This is a genomic window from Bacillus sp. JZ34 (genome assembly GCF_053903205.1).
Genome location: NZ_CP096403.1, coordinates 3,597,698 through 3,616,353 on the forward strand (window position 1 = coordinate 3,597,698; position 18,656 = coordinate 3,616,353).

Genomic DNA, 18,656 nt, shown 5'->3' on the forward strand with positions numbered 1-18,656 from the left:
CCCTACTTCATTCTTCACTGCTATTCCACCCTTCATAGATGTACAAGGAAGATGTCCCCTCTACTTGCCTCATTGAATCGAGAGTTGGCTTTCCGCCATGGTCTTTTTCCTCAGAAAAACGTGCTAATAAACGACGTTGGTTTACTATTCTTGCGCTTCTTGTCTTAGGGTTGAAGTAATACTGCAAATTGTCTTCCGATGCGGCCCGACTTATCCACTCGTCTAGGAAATGTTGCAAATACTCCATAGTATCCGAGACATTTCGATATTCCACAGTGGATACACGCTTTTTAACTACATCCTTGAGATAGTTCAAGTCCATATCCTTTATATTCTTTGCATCCAAGTTCTTTGCCAACTCTGGATAGCTCAACCTCAGCAAAGCAACTGCAATAGCGTGCAAAAAGCGGTCCCTAGCCCTAGAAGCATATGGAGTTGCTGTAGTTCCCTCTACAAAATGGTATAATCGCTGGTGATAACCCTTGAAATTCTGATAATGTGACATATCACGAGCCCGGTAAGGGTTGTACACAGTAATTACGAGTCCTGGCTTACTACGACCCACACGGCTAGATGATTGTATATACTCAGAAGTTTGCTTTGGTTGACCTGTAATTACCATAAGTCCTAAACGGTCAACGTCCATCCCAACAGAAATCATATTAGTAGCCAAAACCACATCTAGTTCCTCGTTGCCTATCTCCTTTTCCAACTGCTCCAATACCTTAGGAATTCTACTTGATGGCACACGGGAGGTGAGTTCTGGCTTACGGCTGATGTATCTCTGCTTACTGTACTTATACTTCTTCTGCAGGGTTTGAATTCTCTTTTTTATGTCATCCTCTAACAAACGCACTGCACCACCTAGTTCCCTGATACTGTTGAAATAACCAACAAGGGTTCTATACGGATCAATATATTTTGAAAGTTCTTCATCTTCCAAAAGGTGCTCTGTTGTTTGAAGTAGCACCGCATATATCCGTAATAGGACTGTCTTCATTGAGTGACCAGATACACAAACACCTGCATAAAGCCTGAAGGGAAACTCATCTAAGTTTCTTTCTCGCGCAAAAAAAGAATCCTCTACCTTCAATCCAGGAGGCGGGAATTGCTGTGTGAGTTTCCTTCCGAACACCTTTTCGACTTGCACCTCAGCATTCTTAATTGTAGCAGTCGCAGCAATGTACTTAGGCTTGAGATAATCTTCGCCCTCATGAGCTGTACTTAGCTCTTCAATAACCGTTTCGTACCCGCCGTACACAGTTCCTAGTGGCCCAGTTATGAGATGTAACTCATCCTGAATTATAAGTTCTGGTGGATAAAATGGTTTAACATCGTGAACACTAGCCTTAGGGTTTCGATGAGATTTTTCATGCTTTTCCCCCTCAGCAATATAGCCACAGCGTTCACAAAACCTATTTACTTTTCCGAATAAAGCTGCGGTCTTTTCATCCCAAGGTAGCCGCGTAAACTTATCAACTGTAGATATAACCACAGTAGGCAATTTACGATAAATCTCTTCGTCCACTAAGTAGACTGGGATATGTGTTTTTGAAAAGAAGCATGACTCATTTGTGCAAAAGATTTTAATTCCGGTCTTTTTTGTCTTGGTGTCTCTACTTGGCAAAAACTTATACTCTAAGCCCTTTGTCCCACAGCAAGGGCATTCAATTACTTGCTTTTCAATCTTTTCATATTCCTTCAGCACCTTGTCCCTGTCAAGGTAGTACTCGTTCTCAGTAAGGTCATCTAGCTTATTTACCGTCACTTGTGCCCCTACCCAGAAGCCAACCGAAAACTCTGACTGTCCAAAGGCATTGGTTTTTTGACGTGTATACTCACATGCGCTTATCATACGCATTAATCTATCACGTTGCTGAGTAGTTAAAAGGCGGAGAGTGTATCTTAGAAGAATCGTCACACCGCCATCACGCTCATAGGCGCTGCTAGTAGAAGCAAATAGTCGTCTATATCCCAATAGGAAAGCACAAATGCCTAGGTATGCCTCTGTCTTTCCTCCACCTGTTGGGAACCAAAGAAGGTCTACAATTTTACGATCTTTTGATTTTAAATCTACTAACCCTTCTAAGTTGAGCAAAATAAACGCCAACTGAAAAGGCCGCCATTCAAGATTTTCCTTGCGTATCTCTGTCTCGAGTGTGGTGGTCTTATTATTCCTAGAATATCTTTTCATGGCATCCTGTGTATGCATGACTGTATTCATAAATTTGAAAGCAACAAATGCCTTATTATTCTCTTCGTTCGCTAACAGCTGAATGCCTCTTCTGATACGTGTTAGAGTTGCTTGACAATCTTTAATAACTCGCTCAGTTGCTTCTTTATTTGCTACCTTATCAACAGGCAACTTGTTGATCCAGCTCTCATACCTATTCGCTAGGTTATTCAGCTTGTCTATAGTCTCACGTTGGTCATCAGCCTCTGCAAATTGCTTAATGGAAAAATAACCTTTAGGGAGTTCACCATAATTTTCATCGTACGGTAAGTCTGTGCTCATACTCTCGACTTCATGTTCTGGGATAAAGGCTGACTTTAATTCACTTGCGTAGTTGCTGCTCTCTGCTTTCCAGGTAACAGCACAGCCAAACCCTTTTGCAAACACAGGTTTATTCCGATATAGGAACTCACTAAAGTCATTTTTATCCTTCCTTGCTTCGTTTTCACATAGGAAAATACCTTTACCTTCTTCATGAGTTAGAGTAAGCTCACACTGGAACATGGCATTATTGCTATTTTTATCAACTCGTTTATTTACAAGGAAAACTGAAACAAGGAATACATCTGTACCTGAAAGCTTTTTTTTGCTAACAACAAGTGATACTTCCTGTGTAATAGGGATATCAATATTCTGATCGAATGAAGACAAGGAAATATACTCCTCAAAACACTCAATTTGACGTGTCCACAAAATAACTTCTCTTTTCCTTTCGGAATCAAATTTCTTAGATGATGTGTATCGCCCCCATGCGATTGATGCACGTATATGATCAGTTGTTTCTCGCACATAGCACCTTATTCCCAGAGAGTTTTGATGCTTGAATTTCTTGTTCGGTGTAATCTTCTCTTCTTCAGCTTCTTGTTCAAGTTCAGAATTTCTTTGTTGTTCCACATCTTCTTCCATTCCCGACTCAGGTTCATCGTACACGTCAGCAAATTGAACATCTTCTAAAGATTCTTCTGTTTCTACCTCGGATTCGAGAGGATATAAAATTCCCGTAATATATGCCTGGGATGGTGCTTCATAAATCACATCAGACTCGTCATGTGCTGGTCCAATTAAATCCCTTTTTAAATCACTAACCATAATACGGCGAACTTTCTTGTACATTTCACGTTCTGCTTTACTCATACTGTCACTCCTTGGCATCTACATTGTATAAAAGGCCAACTTCCGCAGGTTTTATGTAATACATCCTGTCTGAAACAATTTCCTTAATGCTTTTGGTAACTAACGATTCATTTAACTGCTCTAAAGTAAGATTGTATCTGGCCAATATAGCTGAGTCCTCATTACCAAGTACTTGTTTTGAGGAATAAATCAATTTATTTAAAATTCTAGAAGCTTTGCGTCGCTCCACCCTAATTTTCGACATTGCATTATAGTAGGTTTGGACATCTTCCACAAAAGTATTTATTCCAAGTACCTCACCCAATACCATAATGTCCTCCCTGTCCCGAGGGCCATAGCTATATCCCGTTCTCCAGTTTCGCAGAACGGATTTTGTAGTTTTATTCCAACCTGCAGTTCGCATCAATCGGAAAAGCCTATCATCGTCCATCCGTTTTTCCATAAACTTTTCTTCATATAATTCTCTCCACTTTTTAATAGACAGATATGCTTGTTTACTAGTGTCCTTCGCGTCAACAGATTGAATGAATATCCTATACAAATCTTTCCTAGCATCGTTATCGACAAAAAGAATAGTGTCTTTTAATCCTATTTCGTGAAAATGTTTATGTGTAACTCGTTTATTCTTGTTATCTAGCACATAAACTGCACTGTTCTTTGTAAAGAAGGATACGCTTCCATCTGTAAAATGAACCAAAGTTGCTTTAACAGCATCTGTACCTTTATAATCCTTCTCTCCACGGTAAACAGCAGGGGACACTGTTGTACTCTTCTCTAACAAATCAGCAGCAGCACTATTTAAACCAATGACTTTCTGACGAGCAAACTTGTTGAATCGATTATAGAGATACCTATAAAAGTTAGTGCTATCCTGTTGAGTTGAGTTCTGAACAAAATGCCTTAATGCATAATTTTCCGCTTCCAATATCGTTTTCAATTTTTGAGTAATTAAGTTAATTTCTGAACTGTACAAATATAATTTGGCTCTCTTATAAGAAATTTTCAACAATGACTGTAAATCTCTAAAATTTATTGCAGAGTACATGACAAGAGAATCACAATGTACAGTAATATCTTGGGCCCAAATATCTTTAGACACAAAGAATTGCAAATCGTATTCAGCCAATTCCTCTATTGTCATTCCCATTGCCAACGAGATGAACTCTTTTAGAGCAAGTTGGTTCTTTCGACTATTGGAGACCACACAAACACTCTTGCCTTGCTTTACTTCGTTTAGAATGAATGCCTTCAATTCATCCCCCTTAGGGTTAGAACGGTCAAGAGAATGTTTGTACAAAATATCCTCAAATAATGACACCATTTCCTCAAAAGAATCATTTTCATAACGACTTTCGCTATCCTTTAATTCTTGGAGTAATCCGAGAACAGTGTCCCAATATGGCTGCATTGATGCAATTAAATCGTAAAGTCCAGCACCGATAGGAAGTCGGATTAAAATATACACCAGCTTTGCCGCAACATTCGTATCATATCTTGAAAATTTCCCCTTTCTTAATTTATCCAATAGGTGGATTAGTCGCTCAATTTCCTGCTCAAAACTACTTTTAACATACTCTACATCCAGCGAATGAATGCTCACTTTATGTAGCAATTCTTCTATATTAATCATAGGTTGCTGTATTTCTTTTTCATCAATATTCTGGAGACAATTCCCATCAACTATATAATTCTTAACAGCACTTTTCTGTAGATATGGGATGCGGTCATCTAAAAGGTTGTCAAAGAACAACAAAGTGCCCTTAGGTAAGTTCGATAAGCCCTTTTTAATGTAAGAACAATCCACAAAAATATAATCAAAACTATGTTCCTGCTCATTGAGCATGTCCAAATTCTCCGTTACATAAATTGTGGGATTTTGACTATCCTTCCTCCCCAATATATTTCTGTTCCCCCTTGAAAGGGCATTAAACTTGCGGTAGCCTGATGCAACAGGATATATGTAGTGCAAGGGAACATCTTGGGGTAACTTGCCTTCGTAGTAATGGTAAAGAATGTGCCTCCAATACACTCGAGCAAAGTAGGTATCCCCCATATTGCAATACCCAATATATTGATGAATATTACTGCATATTTGAAAGAGCCTCTCCGCATTCACACGGCAAGTCTCCAAGAAGGCCAGCATCTCTAAGCGATTGGTTACCACCAAGATTTCCGCCCTTTTAGATGGATTCTCTCTTTTCTGAAACCCCATTGTTTCATCCATATTAAGCGCTCTCAATACTAGATGTGGAAATATGTACTTTCTCGGTGTACAGAGCAATATGTTTTCCTTGCACAACAGGGACCCAACAATTTCATCACCCATACACTCTTCGGCTCGATAAAATATCTGCTGAGGTACACTACAATGTACTAAAGACTTGTCTGATGTGCTATACAACATCTATCTCCTTCTCTCATTTGTAAAATCGTTGGATTCACCATACAAATTACAAAAAACTTAAATTTCATAATACTATTATACCAACAGAATTAGAGTACTTCTATATGTATATTAGAAGAACAGACCAATTGTGCCAATTTCCTTGTAGCGTTTTTTAACTGAGATTTCTCCCCACTATAAAGTTATTATTTTAGCTATCTATAACGATTTCAGTCCGCCTCGCTGAGGTACTCTGGTTTTCCTCCACGCAACTGCTACCACCTGTTATTTTCTTGGGGGGCACAAAAGGCAATTAGCCAAAGGCACTAAAAAACCTAGTACCCCAGAAATTTTTTTATCTATACAAGGAATTTTTAAGAATAATGGAGAAAATTAGAGGATTTATCTTTGTGAACTTTAAAGTTGGTATCGTCACACCTTTAATCATTTGTGAATACTCCTCACAACCAAGTAAAAATATAGTCGTATTTTCAGATTGTTTTTATAATTACTACTAAAAATCAGCTGAGATTACAGGAAATCATTCAAAATTTGGTCTAGACCTCTTTATAAATTAAGGAGGATATTCATATGAAATATGAAAGTTGAGCGTTTTTTAATGAGAACAGCTCTTGAAACTAAATAAGATCATTAGCATTACTTGAACTAAACAACAGCTTTGACGGATACGTTGATTCCCAAGAACTAACACCTAATCTTTTACACCGCTTACTTAAATAGAAAGGATTGAAATAAAGGCAGACGGAAGTCCGAGAATTCTCTATCGATTCTCGGACCCTTCTGCTAATTATTTAATTAATTTTATAAACGCACAACACTCCACATGGCTCGTATGCGGAAACATATCAACAGGCTGCACTTCAAGCGTCTCATACCCGCCATCCTCAAGCACCCGCAAATCGCGCGCCAAGGTTCCCGGGTTGCAAGACACATAAACCACACGCTTCGGCTTCATCTCCAAAATCGTCCGCAGCAATGCCTCATCGCAGCCTTTGCGCGGCGGGTCAACCACAAGCGTATCAGCCTTAATGCCTTCCTTATACCACTTCGGAATCACGACCTCAGCTTCGCCAACTTCAAACTCAGCGTTCTCAATGCCGTTCAACTCAGCATTCCGTTTCGCGTCGTCAATCGCTTCCGGCACAATTTCGACGCCGTATACTTTTTTCGACTGCTTCGCCAGAAACAGCGAAATCGTGCCGATGCCGCAGTACGCGTCAATGACTGTTTCTTCGCCGTTCAATTCGGCGTATTCAAGCGCTTTGTCGTAGAGCACTTTCGTTTGCTCGGGGTTGACTTGGTAGAAAGATCTCGCGGAGATGGCGAATTTGATGCCGCCGATGGTGTCGTAAATGTATTCTTCTCCCCAGATGACGGTTGTTTCGTCGCCGAAGATGACGTTTGTTTTTTTCGGGTTGATGTTTTGGACGATCGATTTGACGTGCGGGAATGCCGTGGTGATCTCCTCGACGATTTTCGCTTTGTGCGGGAAGTCGTTTGTTCTTGTGATGAAGACGACCATCATTTCGCCTGTGACGGCGCCGTATCTGACCATGATGTGTCTGAGCCAGCCTTTGTGGCGTTCTTCGTTGTACGCCTTGATGCCGTATTTGCCGCAGATTTCTTTAATCGCTTGAACGACGCGGTCGTTTTCCGACTGCTGGATCAGGCATTCGTTCATGTCGATGATTTCATGGCTGCGCTGCTGGTAGAAGCCTGCGATCAGACCGCCTTCTCTTTCGCCGACAGGGACCTGCGCTTTGTTTCGGTAGTTCCACGGGTCTTCCATGCCGAGGGTCGGGTGGACGGTGATCCGGCTTAAATCGAGCTTGCCGATTCGCTCAAGCACGTCTTTGACTTGCTTCTGCTTGTAGAGAAGCTGGCCTTCGTAGTTGATGTGCTGAAGCTGGCAGCCGCCGCACTGCTTGTAGATCGGGCACGGCGCGTCTGTACGAAAGCGGCTTTCTTCTTTCAAGTCGATAAGGCGGCCGAAGGCGAAGCCTTTTTTGACCCGGGTCACTTTGATCTGAGCCTTTTCTTCAGGGAGTGCGTTCGGCACGAAAATCGGGAAGCCGTCGACTTTGGCGACGCCGGCTCCTTCGTGTGTTAAATCTTCAAATACGACATTGTAATATTCATTTTTTTGAACGGGGGCTTTTTGTTTCATCTTTTTCACCTGCTATAAGAAAAACTTGGCCAGCTCTTTAGACCAAGTTCAATCATCCAATTTTCTCGCTTTTTCTTTTGACATGACGACATCGATATGGCGGTAGAGGTTTTCGAATTCGCCTGGCAGTTCGCCGCCGTATTCGCCGTCAAGGTTGAGGAGCATTTTGTCTTTGACCGTCACTTTGACGCGGTTTGCTTTCGTGTAGATGATATGCTCGTCATTGATATGTTCGCCGCGGAGGGCAAGTCCGACAAGTCTGATGAATTCGGCGAGGTTTGCCCGTTTTAAAATAACGAGGTCAAACATGCCGTCATTCAAGCTTGAGTCTGGAGCGAGCTTCTCAAAGCCGCCGACGGAGTTCGTCAGCATGACGAGAAACAGCATCACTTCTCCTTCAAACAGCTTGCCGTCGTATTCGATTTCGACCTCGGTCGGCCTTAGCGAAGGAAGGAGCATTTCCATTCCTTTTAAATAATAGGCAAGATGGCCGAGCATCGTCTTCAATTTGCTTGGTACGTCATATGTCAGTTCGGTGAGGCGTCCGCCGCCGGCAATATTGATGAAATATTGGCCGTTGACGCGGCCGATGTCAATCGGACGGGCTTCTCCCTCTAGTATTGTGTTTACCGCCTTTAAAATATCCTCGCGCGGAATGCCGAGCGCTCTCGCAAAGTCATTCGTCGTTCCGACCGGAATGACTCCGAGCTTGGGACGGTGTTCCAACGGCGCCAGTCCGTTGATGACTTCATTTAATGTGCCGTCTCCTCCGGCCGCAACAATCAAGTCAAATTCCCGCTCAGCGGCGTTTCTGGCGGCCTGTACGGCATCCCCTTCCCCTGTTGTCGCATGGCAAGACGTTTCATAGCCTGCCTGCTCGAACTTCTGCAGAACTTGGGCAAGGTTTTTTTTGAAAATTTCGCGTCCGGAAGTCGGATTGTATATGATTCGTGCACGTTTCATGTTTTCATCATCCTATTAGAGTATCCGTATCATTTCTTTACCAACAACCTTTAATTATACTAGTTGTTGAAAAAATCGCAACAAAATGGGTTTTATTATTTGTTTAATTTTAGATAAAATGCCCTAATTCATGGTAAAAAAGACTTCGGGATCTAATTGATGTAAAATAATTAATATTAAGAAAAAAGGAGATGTTGCTGTGAAAAAGCCCGTTTATTTTAACCATGACGGAGGCGTCGATGATCTCGTCTCTTTATTTCTGCTATTGCAGATGGAAGATGTCAAATTGATCGGAGCATCCGTCATACCGGCGGATTGCTATTTGGAGCCGGCTCTCAGTGCCAGCCGAAAAATCATTGACCGCTTCGGTTCGTACCAGGTCGAGACTGCGGCATCCGATTCGAGAGGGGTGCATCCGTTCCCGAAGGAGTGGCGCATGCACGCTTTTTATGTCGACGCCCTGCCGCTTTTAAATGAAAAAGGCGAAGTCCGGACCCCTGTGTCAGACCTGCCCGCTCACCTCCATCTCATTGAATGCGTCAAACAGAGCCCGGAACCGGTGACGCTGCTGTTCACCGGCCCGCTGACAGACTTGGCGAGGGCGCTTGAGGAAGAACCGGCGATCATCAAGCACATTGCCAAACTTGTCTGGATGGGCGGTACCTTCCTTGAGAAAGGAAATGTGGAAGAGCCTGAGCACGACGGGACGGCGGAATGGAACGCCTTTTGGGACCCTTACAGCGTCAAGACGGTGTTTGAACGCGATATTCAGATCGAAATGGTCGCGCTTGAAAGCACGAACCAGGTGCCATTGACAAACGATATCCGCTCCCATTGGGCAAGCCTCAGAAAGCATGTCGGGATCGATTTTATCGGCCAGTGCTATGCGATGTGTCCGCCGCTTGTCCATAACGAGACGAATTCGACATACTACCTTTGGGATGTGCTGACGACGCTGACACTCGGCACAGTCGATATGACACGCTCGCGCAGCGTCAAGGCGGTTGTCCATACGGAAAGCCCGCGCCAAGGAACGACAGAAGAGCATCCTCACGGCAGAATGGTCGAAGTCGTCGATCAAGTCGACAGGGATCAATTTTTTGCGTATTTTGAAGAGTTGATGAAAAAAGCCGACCACATTCCATCTTTATAAAAGGAGACTTTCCATGATCAAAAAAGGGACAAACATTTATATCAGGCCGCTCACGGCTGAAGACGCCGAGGCTTGCCTTGACTTGCAGAACGCAAACCGCCCGTTTTTTGAACAGTTTTCAATGGAGCGGAACGAAGAGTTTTATACAATCGAAGGACAACAGAAGAGGCTTCAAAGGTTATATGAAAATATGCAGAACGATGTAGATTATTATTTTGGCATCTTTGATCCTGCAAACGATACGCTGATCGGAACGATCAACCTTTTCCAGGTACTGCGCGGCTCCTTGCAAAGCGCCTTCATCGGCTATTTTTTGGATCAGAAACACAACGGCAAAGGCTACACGACAGAAGCCGTCAAGCTGATGGTCGAGTTCGCCTTTCAAGATCTCAAGCTCCATCGCATCGAAGCCGGCGTCATGCCCCGTAATCTTGCCTCGATCCGGGTGCTGGAGAAGGCGGGCTTTCACAAAGAAGGCATCGCCCGGAAAAACGTTAAGATCAACGGAAAATGGGAAGACCATCAGCTGCTGGCGGTAATCAATCCGCATGATTAACCGCTTCTTTGCGGGGCTGGAAAACGAAATCAGCAGCATTAAAAAAGCTTGTCGATGAAGATCATTTCAACCTTTATCGACAAGCTCATAACATGCTTTCATCTGCTTTTTGTCTCTTTCATGATGCTGAAAATGACTAAGGCGATAACACCTGCACATACAATATAAAATAAAACATCAGTCACAGGATTTCTTATATTTTTCAAGAGAAAAATGACTCCGATCAACACGATCGGTATGATCCAGGTGAGCCGCTTTACGGCATTGGGGCTTGGTTCGTTGTTTCCTTTCGATTCCATTCACTGCCTCCTCTGTTGCCTTTTTTAAACAAAGCATAACACAGGATATATTTGTTAAACACCGACGATCGTCTCATCAAAGAAAAAACCCCTTGGAAAGGAGCATTCCAAGGGGTTCATGTTTTATCGACTTACTCTTCTTTCATACCCGGTTTTTTCCGGCGGAATTTCGCCAGCACTTCGTATACGATCGGTACGATCAGAAGGGTAAGGAGCGTCGAACTGATCAAACCGCCGATAACGGTGACGCCGAGTCCTTTTGAAATGACCTGGCTGCCGCCTTCAAATCCGAGCGCCAATGGAATCAGGGCGCCGATTGTGGCGATGGCCGTCATCAGGATCGGACGGAGCCTTGTAGAGCCGGCTTCAAGGAGCGCTTCTCTCGTTGAGAGCCCTTCCGCTTCCTTATGGATGACGCGGTCGATTAAGACAATCGCGTTTGTGACGACGATTCCGATCAGCATCAGCATTCCGATCATTGCGTTCAGGCTGATCGTTTCTCCTGATACGTATAGTCCCACCAAGGCGCCGATAATCGTAAACGGCAGCGAGAACAGGATCGCAAATGGCGCCAGTGCTCCGCCGAATGTAATCACAAGCACAAGGTAGACGATCGCGACCGCCGCAAGCATCGCGAGTCCGAGTTTTGTAAAGGAATCTTCGATATCAGCGGATACGCCGCCTGTATCGATTGTGACGTTGTCAGGCAGCTCGATCTTGTCGATGTTTTTCTGTACGTCGACTGATACGGCTGTGACGTTGTCCGATGTAACTTCCGCCGTGACATCGGCATAGATTTTGCCGTCGCGTTTTGAAATCGTGTCAGATGTCGTGCCTTCTTTCACTTTCGCGACATCGCCGATTTTTACTTCCTGGCCGGTCGGAGTTGTGATTTTCTTGTTTTCTAAATCTTTGACGCTTTTATATGTTTCTTCTTCTGTTTTAATCGTGACATCAAGATCTTTTCCGTCTTTTTTCACGGTTGTAAGCGGCGCCTGCGATGTTTCTTTCATGAGCGCCTGAGAAATCTGTGATGCCGTTAACCCGAGTTTGCTTAATTTCTCCTGGTCAGCGACAAAAGTAAATTCGTCATATGTGCTGGACAGGCCTGAGTTTACGTTCTTCAGGTCTTTTTGGTCTTTCATAATCTTTTCGATCTCTTTTACAGTGCCTTTAATCTCTTTTTCTGAATCTCCGTACACATAATACGTTAACTGATTGTTATTGCCTGAAGAGCTGAAATCCTGGGTTTTCCATTCTCCGCGTTTGGATTGCTTCTGAATGTCTTTTAGGACGTTGTCTTTTTCTTTATCAAAATCAGGTGTGTCTTCCTCATATTTGATATAGAACAACGCGCCGTTTGAGCTTCCGCCCATCAACGGATTTCCCGCTCCTAACGTATATTGAACCGTATCGACGTGTTTGCGGTCCAATAGGACTTTTTCAGCTTTTTGCGCTTCTTTTTCCGCTTCTTTTTTCGTTTCTCCCGGTTCAGGAGTGTATGTGATTTGCACCATTTTATCTTTTGTAGCAGGCAAGTAGCTCGCTCCGATTAGCGGCACGAGGAACAAGCTTCCGACCAGCATCAGAACCGCGATGATCGAAGTGATCCATTTATGGCTGAGCGACCAATTCAACACTTTTTTGTAGAAGTTGGCCAGTACCCCAGGCTTGTGTTCTTTCGCCTTCACCGGCGCACCTGTCAACGACTTTTTGAAGAGGGTGTGCGCAAGCATCGGCACGAGCGTGATCGCGATCAGCAGGGATGCGGCAAGCGCGAATACAATCGTTAAGGCAAACGGCAGGAACAATTCGCCGATTTGACCGCCGACGAGTGCGAGCGGCAGGAATACCGCGATCGTCACGATCGTTGATGACATGATCGGCATGAACATTTCCTTCGTCGCTTCGCGCACGAGCGCTTTTCCGCGCAGCGGCTCATCTTTCAGCCTCATGCGGCGGTAAATGTTTTCAATGACGACGATCGAGTCGTCGACAACCCGTCCGATGGCGACCGTCATGGCGCCGAGCGTCATGATATTGAGCGTGATATCAAGCTGGTTCAAGACGAGCAGTGCGATTAACAATGACAATGGAATCGAAATGACCGAGATTAATGTTGATTTAATATCCCTTAGGAATAAGAGAATGATCACAACCGCAAAGATCGCTCCGAAAATCGCTTTGCTCAGCATCGTCTCGACCGACTCGGTGATCGGTTCGGCTTGATCGTATGTCGAGCTGTATTTGAAGCCTTTGTGGTCTTTTTTGAATTGTTCGAGTTCAGCTTTTACGTTGTCGGCTACCTCGACGGTATTGGCGTCGTTTGCTTTAATGACGCTGATGCCGATGCTGTCTTTACCATTGGTTCGTGAAATGGATTCGGCTTTTTTGACATCTTTAATCGTTGCGATGTCAGACAGCTTAACCGTCGGGATTCCCGCGCTTTGCTGAGCTTGTCCGGCGCTCTGTGCTCCGGCTTGAGCCTGCGCGCCCTGGGCCGCTTGCGCACTTTGCGCTCCGGCTTGCGCGCTTGCGCCTCCGGCAGACGCCGCTGGAATTCTCATATTTTTCAAGTCTTTAATTGTTTCGATATCGCCGCTGACGACGACCGATTTTTCTTCTTTCCCGAATGTGTACAACCCAAGCGGAGTCGTCACATCAGATCCTTGAATCACTTGCTTGACTGTATCCTCATCAAGCCCATATTGCTTCAATTTGTCTTTTTTAAATGAAAATTCGACTTCTTCAACCTGCTGTCCGGAAAGCTGAACGGAAGCTACGCCTTCAAGGCCTTCAAGCTTCGTCAGGAGGCTGTCTTCCACTTTTTTCGTCAAGCTTTGAAGATCGTCTTTATCACTGGACACGCTGAGCGCGAGGATCGGGAAGGAATTCATGCTGTAGCGCGAAATGCTCGGCTCTTTCGCATTGTCCGGCAGATCGAGATTCGCCAATGCTTCAGCGGCTTCCGTCTTCGCTTTGTCCATATCCTTTTCATAATCGTATTCAATCATCACCGATGATGCGTTTTCATACGAAGTGGACGTCACAACGCTGACGCCGTCCAGGTTTTGCACGGCTTGTTCAACAGGCTTTGTGACTTCATCAGCTACCTGGCTCGGAGTGGCTCCGGGGTATGTCGTGCTGACGGTCAAATAAGGCATGTTTACATCAGGAATTGATTCCTGCTTCATATTTAAACCCGCATAAATGCCGGCAACCGTAACAATAATCGTCATCAGCCACACAGCGAACTTGTTCTTTAGTACAAAATTAATGATAGAATTCATTACGACCTCCATTGTGTATATCATTTTCAGAATACAGATTGACTGACTGGTCATTCTATACAATAATAAACTTCAAAAGTAAACAGCGTCAACTTATATATGTTAAAATTTATTCAATTTTAAAGAAGTGTTAAAGGGGTACATTCATGACAGAAAAAGAAGAAAAAATCATTAAAGCAGGCCTGCACCTGTTCGCGAAAAACGGGTTTGCTTCCACAACGATTCAGGACATCGCCAATGAATGCAACATCTCAAAAGGAGCTTTCTACCTGCATTTCAAGTCGAAAGAAGCGCTTTTGCTTGCGATCATTAAGTATTATATCGATCGAACGATGGAAAATATGAAGATCATTCAGCAAAAGAATTTTCCTCCGAAGGAAACGTTCAAGGAGCAGATTGCTTATCAATTCAGTGAGAGCAAGGAGCACCGCGACTTTATTCTCGTGATGATCAGCGAACACAGCATCCCGGAAAACAGCAAGATCGAAGAATATTTTAAAAATGTCAGCCAAAAATTCCACGAGACGTATAAAAACGCGCTGTCAGCAGCCTACGGGGACATTGTGAAGCCCTATCTGTCAGACTTGTCCGTGATCGTTCAAGGCATCGTGCAGTCTTATCAAAATTTGTTTATCTTTAATGAACTGGATATCGATTTTTACGAACTTGCGGATTTTATTATGAGAAGAATCGATGACATGATTGATGGCATGGTTCAAAACGGGGAGCAGCCGATCCTGGCCGGACGGACGTACAGCTATTACCGGAACGCCGGCAATACGGCCGATAAACATACGATTTTGCGGGAGCTTGAAGATGCCAAACGTCAGCCGGCGCTGCCGGAAGACATTCTCATTACACTGGATGTGATCGAGGAAGAGCTGAGAAAAGATTCGCCCCGCGTCCCCGTGCTCCAGGGCATGCTGACAAATTTGGAGCATCAGGACAATGTCCAGCATCTCTATGGAATGATCACCCGTTTCCTTCATTCATAAAACAGCCTGATGGCTGTTTTTTTATTTCCTTACAATACGACGATCTGACCATGAATATTTTGGAAACAGCATGTATAATAAGATCGCTTAAGACAATCTAGATTTTTAGGGGGTTTTACCTTAGTGAAAAAAAGCATCGTTTGCTCCATCTTCGCGCTGCTCCTTGCTTTTGCCGTTTCGCAACCGAGCTACGCACACACCGTTTCTCCGGTAAACCCGAATGCCCAGCCGACGACGAAAGCGGTGATGAACTGGCTTGCCCACCTGCCCAATCGGACGGAAAATCGGGTAATGTCCGGGGCATTCGGAGGATACAGCCTCGACACATTCTCGCTGGCTGAAGCCGACCGGATCAAACAGGCAACAGGACAGCTGCCAGCCGTATACGGCTGCGATTATGCAAGAGGATGGCTGGAGCCGGAGGAGATCGCCGATACGATTGACTACAGCTGCAACAGCGATTTGATCGCATACTGGAAAAGCGGAGGCATACCGCAAATCAGCCTGCACCTCGCAAACCCCGCGTTTACTTCGGGTCATTATAAAACTCAGATTTCGAACAGCCAGTATGAGAGAATTTTAGATTCTTCCACACCCGAAGGAAAACGGCTTGAGGCGATGCTGAGCAAAATCGCCGATGGCCTTCAGGAGCTTGAAAATGAAGGTGTGCCCGTTCTGTTCAGACCCCTTCACGAAATGAACGGCGAATGGTTCTGGTGGGGACTGACGCAATATAATCAAAAAGACAGCGCGAGAATCTCCTTGTACAAACGGCTCTATGTGAAAATCTATGACTATATGACAAAGACAAGAGGCTTGGATCATCTGTTGTGGGTGTATGCGCCTGATGCCAACAGAGACTTTAAAACAGACTTTTATCCGGGCGCATCATATGTTGACATCGTCGGGCTTGACGCTTATTTTGATGACCCGCACGCCATTGATGGCTACGATCAGCTCACATCTCTGAACAAGCCGTTTGCCTTTACAGAGGTCGGGCCACAGACGACAAACGGCGGGCTGGATTACGCGCGGTTTATCCATGCAATCAAAGAGAAATACCCGAATACGACGTACTTCCTGGCGTGGAACGATGGGTGGAGCCCTGCTGTGAATAAGGGAGCGGACACCCTCTATCTTCATCCATGGATGCTGAATAAGGGAGACATCTGGGACGGCGGTTCTTTGACGCCTGTTGTGGAATAACGAAAAAACCTTGGAGAATTTATTCTCCAAGGTTTTTTAAGCAGCTTGTTCTGTCCTTTTGAGGCTGGTCCTGTTATTTAATATCCATGGCTTTCATAACTCTCATTTCTCTTTCCTGCTTTTTTTTCAAAGCTTCTCTGCCTTTAATCCATTCCCCCAGCAATAAAGCCAGTCCGCCAATAAGAGGAAGATAAAATGATGCGAAAGATTTTCCTTCATGAATGGATAATGCAACGAGAAAAATGATATAAGCTGTTGGCAGTATAGCTCCCCAAAAAGTACGATTTCTGGTCGATAAAAAATATTGAATTCCCAGTATTGCAAATCCGATCAGTAGTATATATATAGTATTCATTTATGAACACCCCGCTCTTTTTTATATTTCTCAATGATTAACTTTGCATTTTCCAGACTTATCTGATCATCGATAGCTAACTGTTTAATAAAATGAACAAAAGTCTCATTTTCCAATTCATCAATGAGTTGAATTTTTTGTATTAACCGATCCAATCTAACTCTAACTGTTGGATAAGATACTTGATAACTCTTTGCAATTTCTTTTAACGAACCAGATTTCAGCATAAAGTTTTTAATAAATTCTACATCCTCTTCTTCTAAAGCCAATATCCACTCGGGTACATCTTTTCTTTCCATAGACAGCCCCTCTTATCAATAAATTTAAAAACAAAACTCAAATTAATGATAATATATTTCTAAATAAAGTTCAAATAAATTTTAATTTTATTTATTTACATCAAATAAAAAAAGGTCCCCAATATGAGGACCTCCATTTAAGTAGCATAAGTCTGTTTTTTTATCGTTTATTAATCTCTTCAAGAAGAAGCTTGTTGACCATCGGCGGGTTCGCTTGTCCTTTTGAGGCTTTCATGATTTGGCCGACAAGGAAGCCGATCGCACGGTCTTTTCCGTTTTTAAAGTCTTCGATCGATTGCGGATTGTTGTCGAGCGCTTCTGTGACAAGCTTTCTGAGCGTCGCTTCGTCAGAAATTTGCACAAGGCCTTTTTCTTTGACGATTTTTTCTGCGTCTCCGCCTTTTTCGATCAATTCTTTGAAGACCTTTTTCGCGATTTTCGATGAAATCGTGCCTTTTTCGATCAGCTTGACCAATCCGGCAAGGCCTTCAGGCGTGAGCGCGACATCCGCAAGCTCTTGTTGCTGAGCGTTCAAGTAAGCCGACACTTCACCCATCAGCCAGTTCGACGCCAGCTTCGCATCTGCGCCTTTTTCGACGGCTGCTTCGAAGAAGTCGGACATTTCTTTTGTCAAAGTGAGCACTTTCGCGTCATAGGCAGGCAGGCCAAGCTCTTCGATGTAGCGCTTGCGGCGCTCGTCCGGAAGCTCAGGGATGCTGTCTTTCACGCGCTGTTTCCACTCATCGTCAATGTAAAGCTCGACAAGATCAGGCTCAGGGAAGTAGCGGTAGTCGTCAGATCCCTCTTTGACCCTCATCAAAATCGTCGTTTTGGATGCTTCATCATAGCGGCGCGTCTCCTGCTGAATGACACCGCCTGACAAAAGAACTTGCGCCTGGCGTTTTTCTTCGTGCTCAAGGCCTTTTTGAACAAAGGCAAATGAGTTCAGGTTTTTCAGCTCTGTCTTTGTGCCGAACTCCTCTTGTCCGATCGGACGGAGGGAGATGTTGGCGTCGCAGCGGAGCGAGCCCTCTTCCATCTTACAATCGGAAACGCCTGTATACTGAATGATTGATTTCAGTTTTTCAAGGTAGGCGTAAGCTTCTTCAGGCGTTCTGATATCGGGCTCGGAGACGATTTCAACGAGCGGTGTTCCCTGGCGGTTATAGTCGACAAGGGAGTAGCCGTCGCCTGTATGCGTCAGTTTTCCCGCATCCTCTTCCAAATGAAGGCGGGTGATGCCGATGCGCTTCGTTTTTCCGCCGACTTCGATTTCGATCCAGCCGTTTTCGCCGATCGGTTTATCAAATTGAGAAATTTGATAAGCTTTCGGGTTGTCGGGGTAGAAATAGTTTTTCCGGTCGAATTTCGTTTCTGTCGCAATTTCGCAGTTGAGCGCCATCGCGGCTTTCATCGCGAAATTAACGGCTTCTTTGTTCAACACAGGCAGTACACCCGGATAGCCTAAGTCGATAACGCTTGTCTGCGTGTTGGCCGCCGCGCCGAATGGCGTTGGAGAACTGGAGAAAATTTTCGATTTTGTTTTGAGCTCCACGTGGACTTCAAGTCCGATTACCGTTTCAAAGTTCATGTTTTTTCACC

At 44.3% G+C, this 18,656-nt stretch carries 13 protein-coding genes; 4 read left to right on the plus strand and 9 right to left on the minus strand.

What is annotated here, in order from left to right; genetic code table 11:
* Window positions 1-7: 7 nt before the first annotated feature.
* The 4 genes from drmA to M1D90_RS18370 form a co-directional block, all read right to left on the minus strand.
* Window positions 8-3,367, minus strand: coding sequence for a DISARM system helicase DrmA (gene drmA, locus M1D90_RS18355; protein WP_456282952.1), 3,360 nt, complete (start codon window positions 3,365-3,367; stop codon window positions 8-10).
* 4 nt (window positions 3,368-3,371) lie between these two features.
* A complete protein-coding gene (drmE, locus tag M1D90_RS18360; RefSeq protein ID WP_218832546.1) occupies window positions 3,372-5,771 on the minus strand; it encodes a DISARM system-associated protein DrmE in 2,400 nt (799 codons plus the stop codon).
* Window positions 5,772-6,558: 787 nt separating this feature from the next.
* On the minus strand, window positions 6,559-7,938 hold the full coding sequence (gene rlmD / locus M1D90_RS18365; RefSeq protein WP_456282953.1) for a 23S rRNA (uracil(1939)-C(5))-methyltransferase RlmD: 1,380 nt from the start codon (window positions 7,936-7,938) through the stop codon (window positions 6,559-6,561).
* A 48-nt stretch (window positions 7,939-7,986) separates the two neighbouring features.
* A complete protein-coding gene (locus M1D90_RS18370; protein WP_023855610.1) occupies window positions 7,987-8,901 on the minus strand; it encodes a diacylglycerol kinase in 915 nt (304 codons plus the stop codon).
* Between the two features lie 199 nt (window positions 8,902-9,100).
* On the opposite strand from M1D90_RS18370, the gene M1D90_RS18375 reads away from it, so the two are divergent.
* Complete coding sequence (locus tag M1D90_RS18375; RefSeq protein ID WP_145654457.1) at window positions 9,101-10,054, plus strand: nucleoside hydrolase; 954 nt, start codon at window positions 9,101-9,103, stop codon at window positions 10,052-10,054.
* A 13-nt stretch (window positions 10,055-10,067) separates the two neighbouring features.
* A complete protein-coding gene (locus tag M1D90_RS18380) occupies window positions 10,068-10,610 on the plus strand; it encodes a GNAT family N-acetyltransferase (RefSeq protein WP_130569466.1) in 543 nt (180 codons plus the stop codon).
* A 98-nt stretch (window positions 10,611-10,708) separates the two neighbouring features.
* Here the strand turns inward: M1D90_RS18380 and M1D90_RS18385 are convergent, their stop codons facing one another.
* Both M1D90_RS18385 and M1D90_RS18390 read right to left on the minus strand, forming a co-directional pair.
* Entirely contained in the window at window positions 10,709-10,909 is a 201-nt protein-coding gene (locus tag M1D90_RS18385; RefSeq protein WP_039073296.1) for a hypothetical protein, read from the minus strand.
* Between the two features lie 131 nt (window positions 10,910-11,040).
* A complete protein-coding gene (locus M1D90_RS18390; protein ID WP_023855607.1) occupies window positions 11,041-14,199 on the minus strand; it encodes an efflux RND transporter permease subunit in 3,159 nt (1,052 codons plus the stop codon).
* 146 nt (window positions 14,200-14,345) lie between these two features.
* Here M1D90_RS18390 and M1D90_RS18395 point away from each other — a divergent pair, with 146 nt between their 5' ends.
* Together M1D90_RS18395 and M1D90_RS18400 are read left to right on the plus strand one after the other, a co-directional pair.
* Complete coding sequence (locus tag M1D90_RS18395) at window positions 14,346-15,194, plus strand: TetR/AcrR family transcriptional regulator (protein ID WP_035337025.1); 849 nt, start codon at window positions 14,346-14,348, stop codon at window positions 15,192-15,194.
* A 123-nt stretch (window positions 15,195-15,317) separates the two neighbouring features.
* On the plus strand, window positions 15,318-16,400 hold the full coding sequence (locus tag M1D90_RS18400) for a glycoside hydrolase family 26 protein (protein ID WP_043054158.1): 1,083 nt from the start codon (window positions 15,318-15,320) through the stop codon (window positions 16,398-16,400).
* Between the two features lie 73 nt (window positions 16,401-16,473).
* Here M1D90_RS18400 and M1D90_RS18405 read toward each other — a convergent pair whose 3' ends face one another.
* From M1D90_RS18405 to gatB, 3 genes are all read right to left on the minus strand, one after another.
* Window positions 16,474-16,755, minus strand: coding sequence for a hypothetical protein (locus M1D90_RS18405; protein WP_020450469.1), 282 nt, complete (start codon window positions 16,753-16,755; stop codon window positions 16,474-16,476).
* Window positions 16,752-17,054 carry a DUF2089 family protein gene (locus M1D90_RS18410; RefSeq protein WP_025810340.1) on the minus strand — a complete coding sequence of 101 codons (303 nt, stop codon included), beginning with the start codon at window positions 17,052-17,054 and terminating at the stop codon, window positions 16,752-16,754. The genes M1D90_RS18405 and M1D90_RS18410 overlap by 4 nt, the downstream gene beginning before the upstream one ends.
* Window positions 17,055-17,214: 160 nt before the next feature.
* Complete coding sequence (gatB, locus tag M1D90_RS18415) at window positions 17,215-18,645, minus strand: Asp-tRNA(Asn)/Glu-tRNA(Gln) amidotransferase subunit GatB (protein WP_020450467.1); 1,431 nt, start codon at window positions 18,643-18,645, stop codon at window positions 17,215-17,217.
* Between the last annotated feature and the right edge of the window lie 11 nt (window positions 18,646-18,656).

Coding starts and splice junctions, on each gene's coding strand:
- M1D90_RS18395 (WP_035337025.1), top strand. CDS start 14,346: ATGACAGAAAAAGAAGAAAAAATCATTAAAGCAGGCCTGCACCTGTTC.
- drmA (WP_456282952.1), bottom strand. CDS start 3,367: ATGAGTAAAGCAGAACGTGAAATGTACAAGAAAGTTCGCCGTATTATG.
- drmE (WP_218832546.1), bottom strand. CDS start 5,771: ATGTTGTATAGCACATCAGACAAGTCTTTAGTACATTGTAGTGTACCT.
- M1D90_RS18370 (WP_023855610.1), bottom strand. CDS start 8,901: ATGAAACGTGCACGAATCATATACAATCCGACTTCCGGACGCGAAATT.
- M1D90_RS18385 (WP_039073296.1), bottom strand. CDS start 10,909: ATGGAATCGAAAGGAAACAACGAACCAAGCCCCAATGCCGTAAAGCGG.
- M1D90_RS18405 (WP_020450469.1), bottom strand. CDS start 16,755: ATGAATACTATATATATACTACTGATCGGATTTGCAATACTGGGAATT.
- M1D90_RS18410 (WP_025810340.1), bottom strand. CDS start 17,054: ATGGAAAGAAAAGATGTACCCGAGTGGATATTGGCTTTAGAAGAAGAG.
- M1D90_RS18380 (WP_130569466.1), top strand. CDS start 10,068: ATGATCAAAAAAGGGACAAACATTTATATCAGGCCGCTCACGGCTGAA.
- gatB (WP_020450467.1), bottom strand. CDS start 18,645: ATGAACTTTGAAACGGTAATCGGACTTGAAGTCCACGTGGAGCTCAAA.
- rlmD (WP_456282953.1), bottom strand. CDS start 7,938: ATGAAACAAAAAGCCCCCGTTCAAAAAAATGAATATTACAATGTCGTA.
- M1D90_RS18390 (WP_023855607.1), bottom strand. CDS start 14,199: ATGAATTCTATCATTAATTTTGTACTAAAGAACAAGTTCGCTGTGTGG.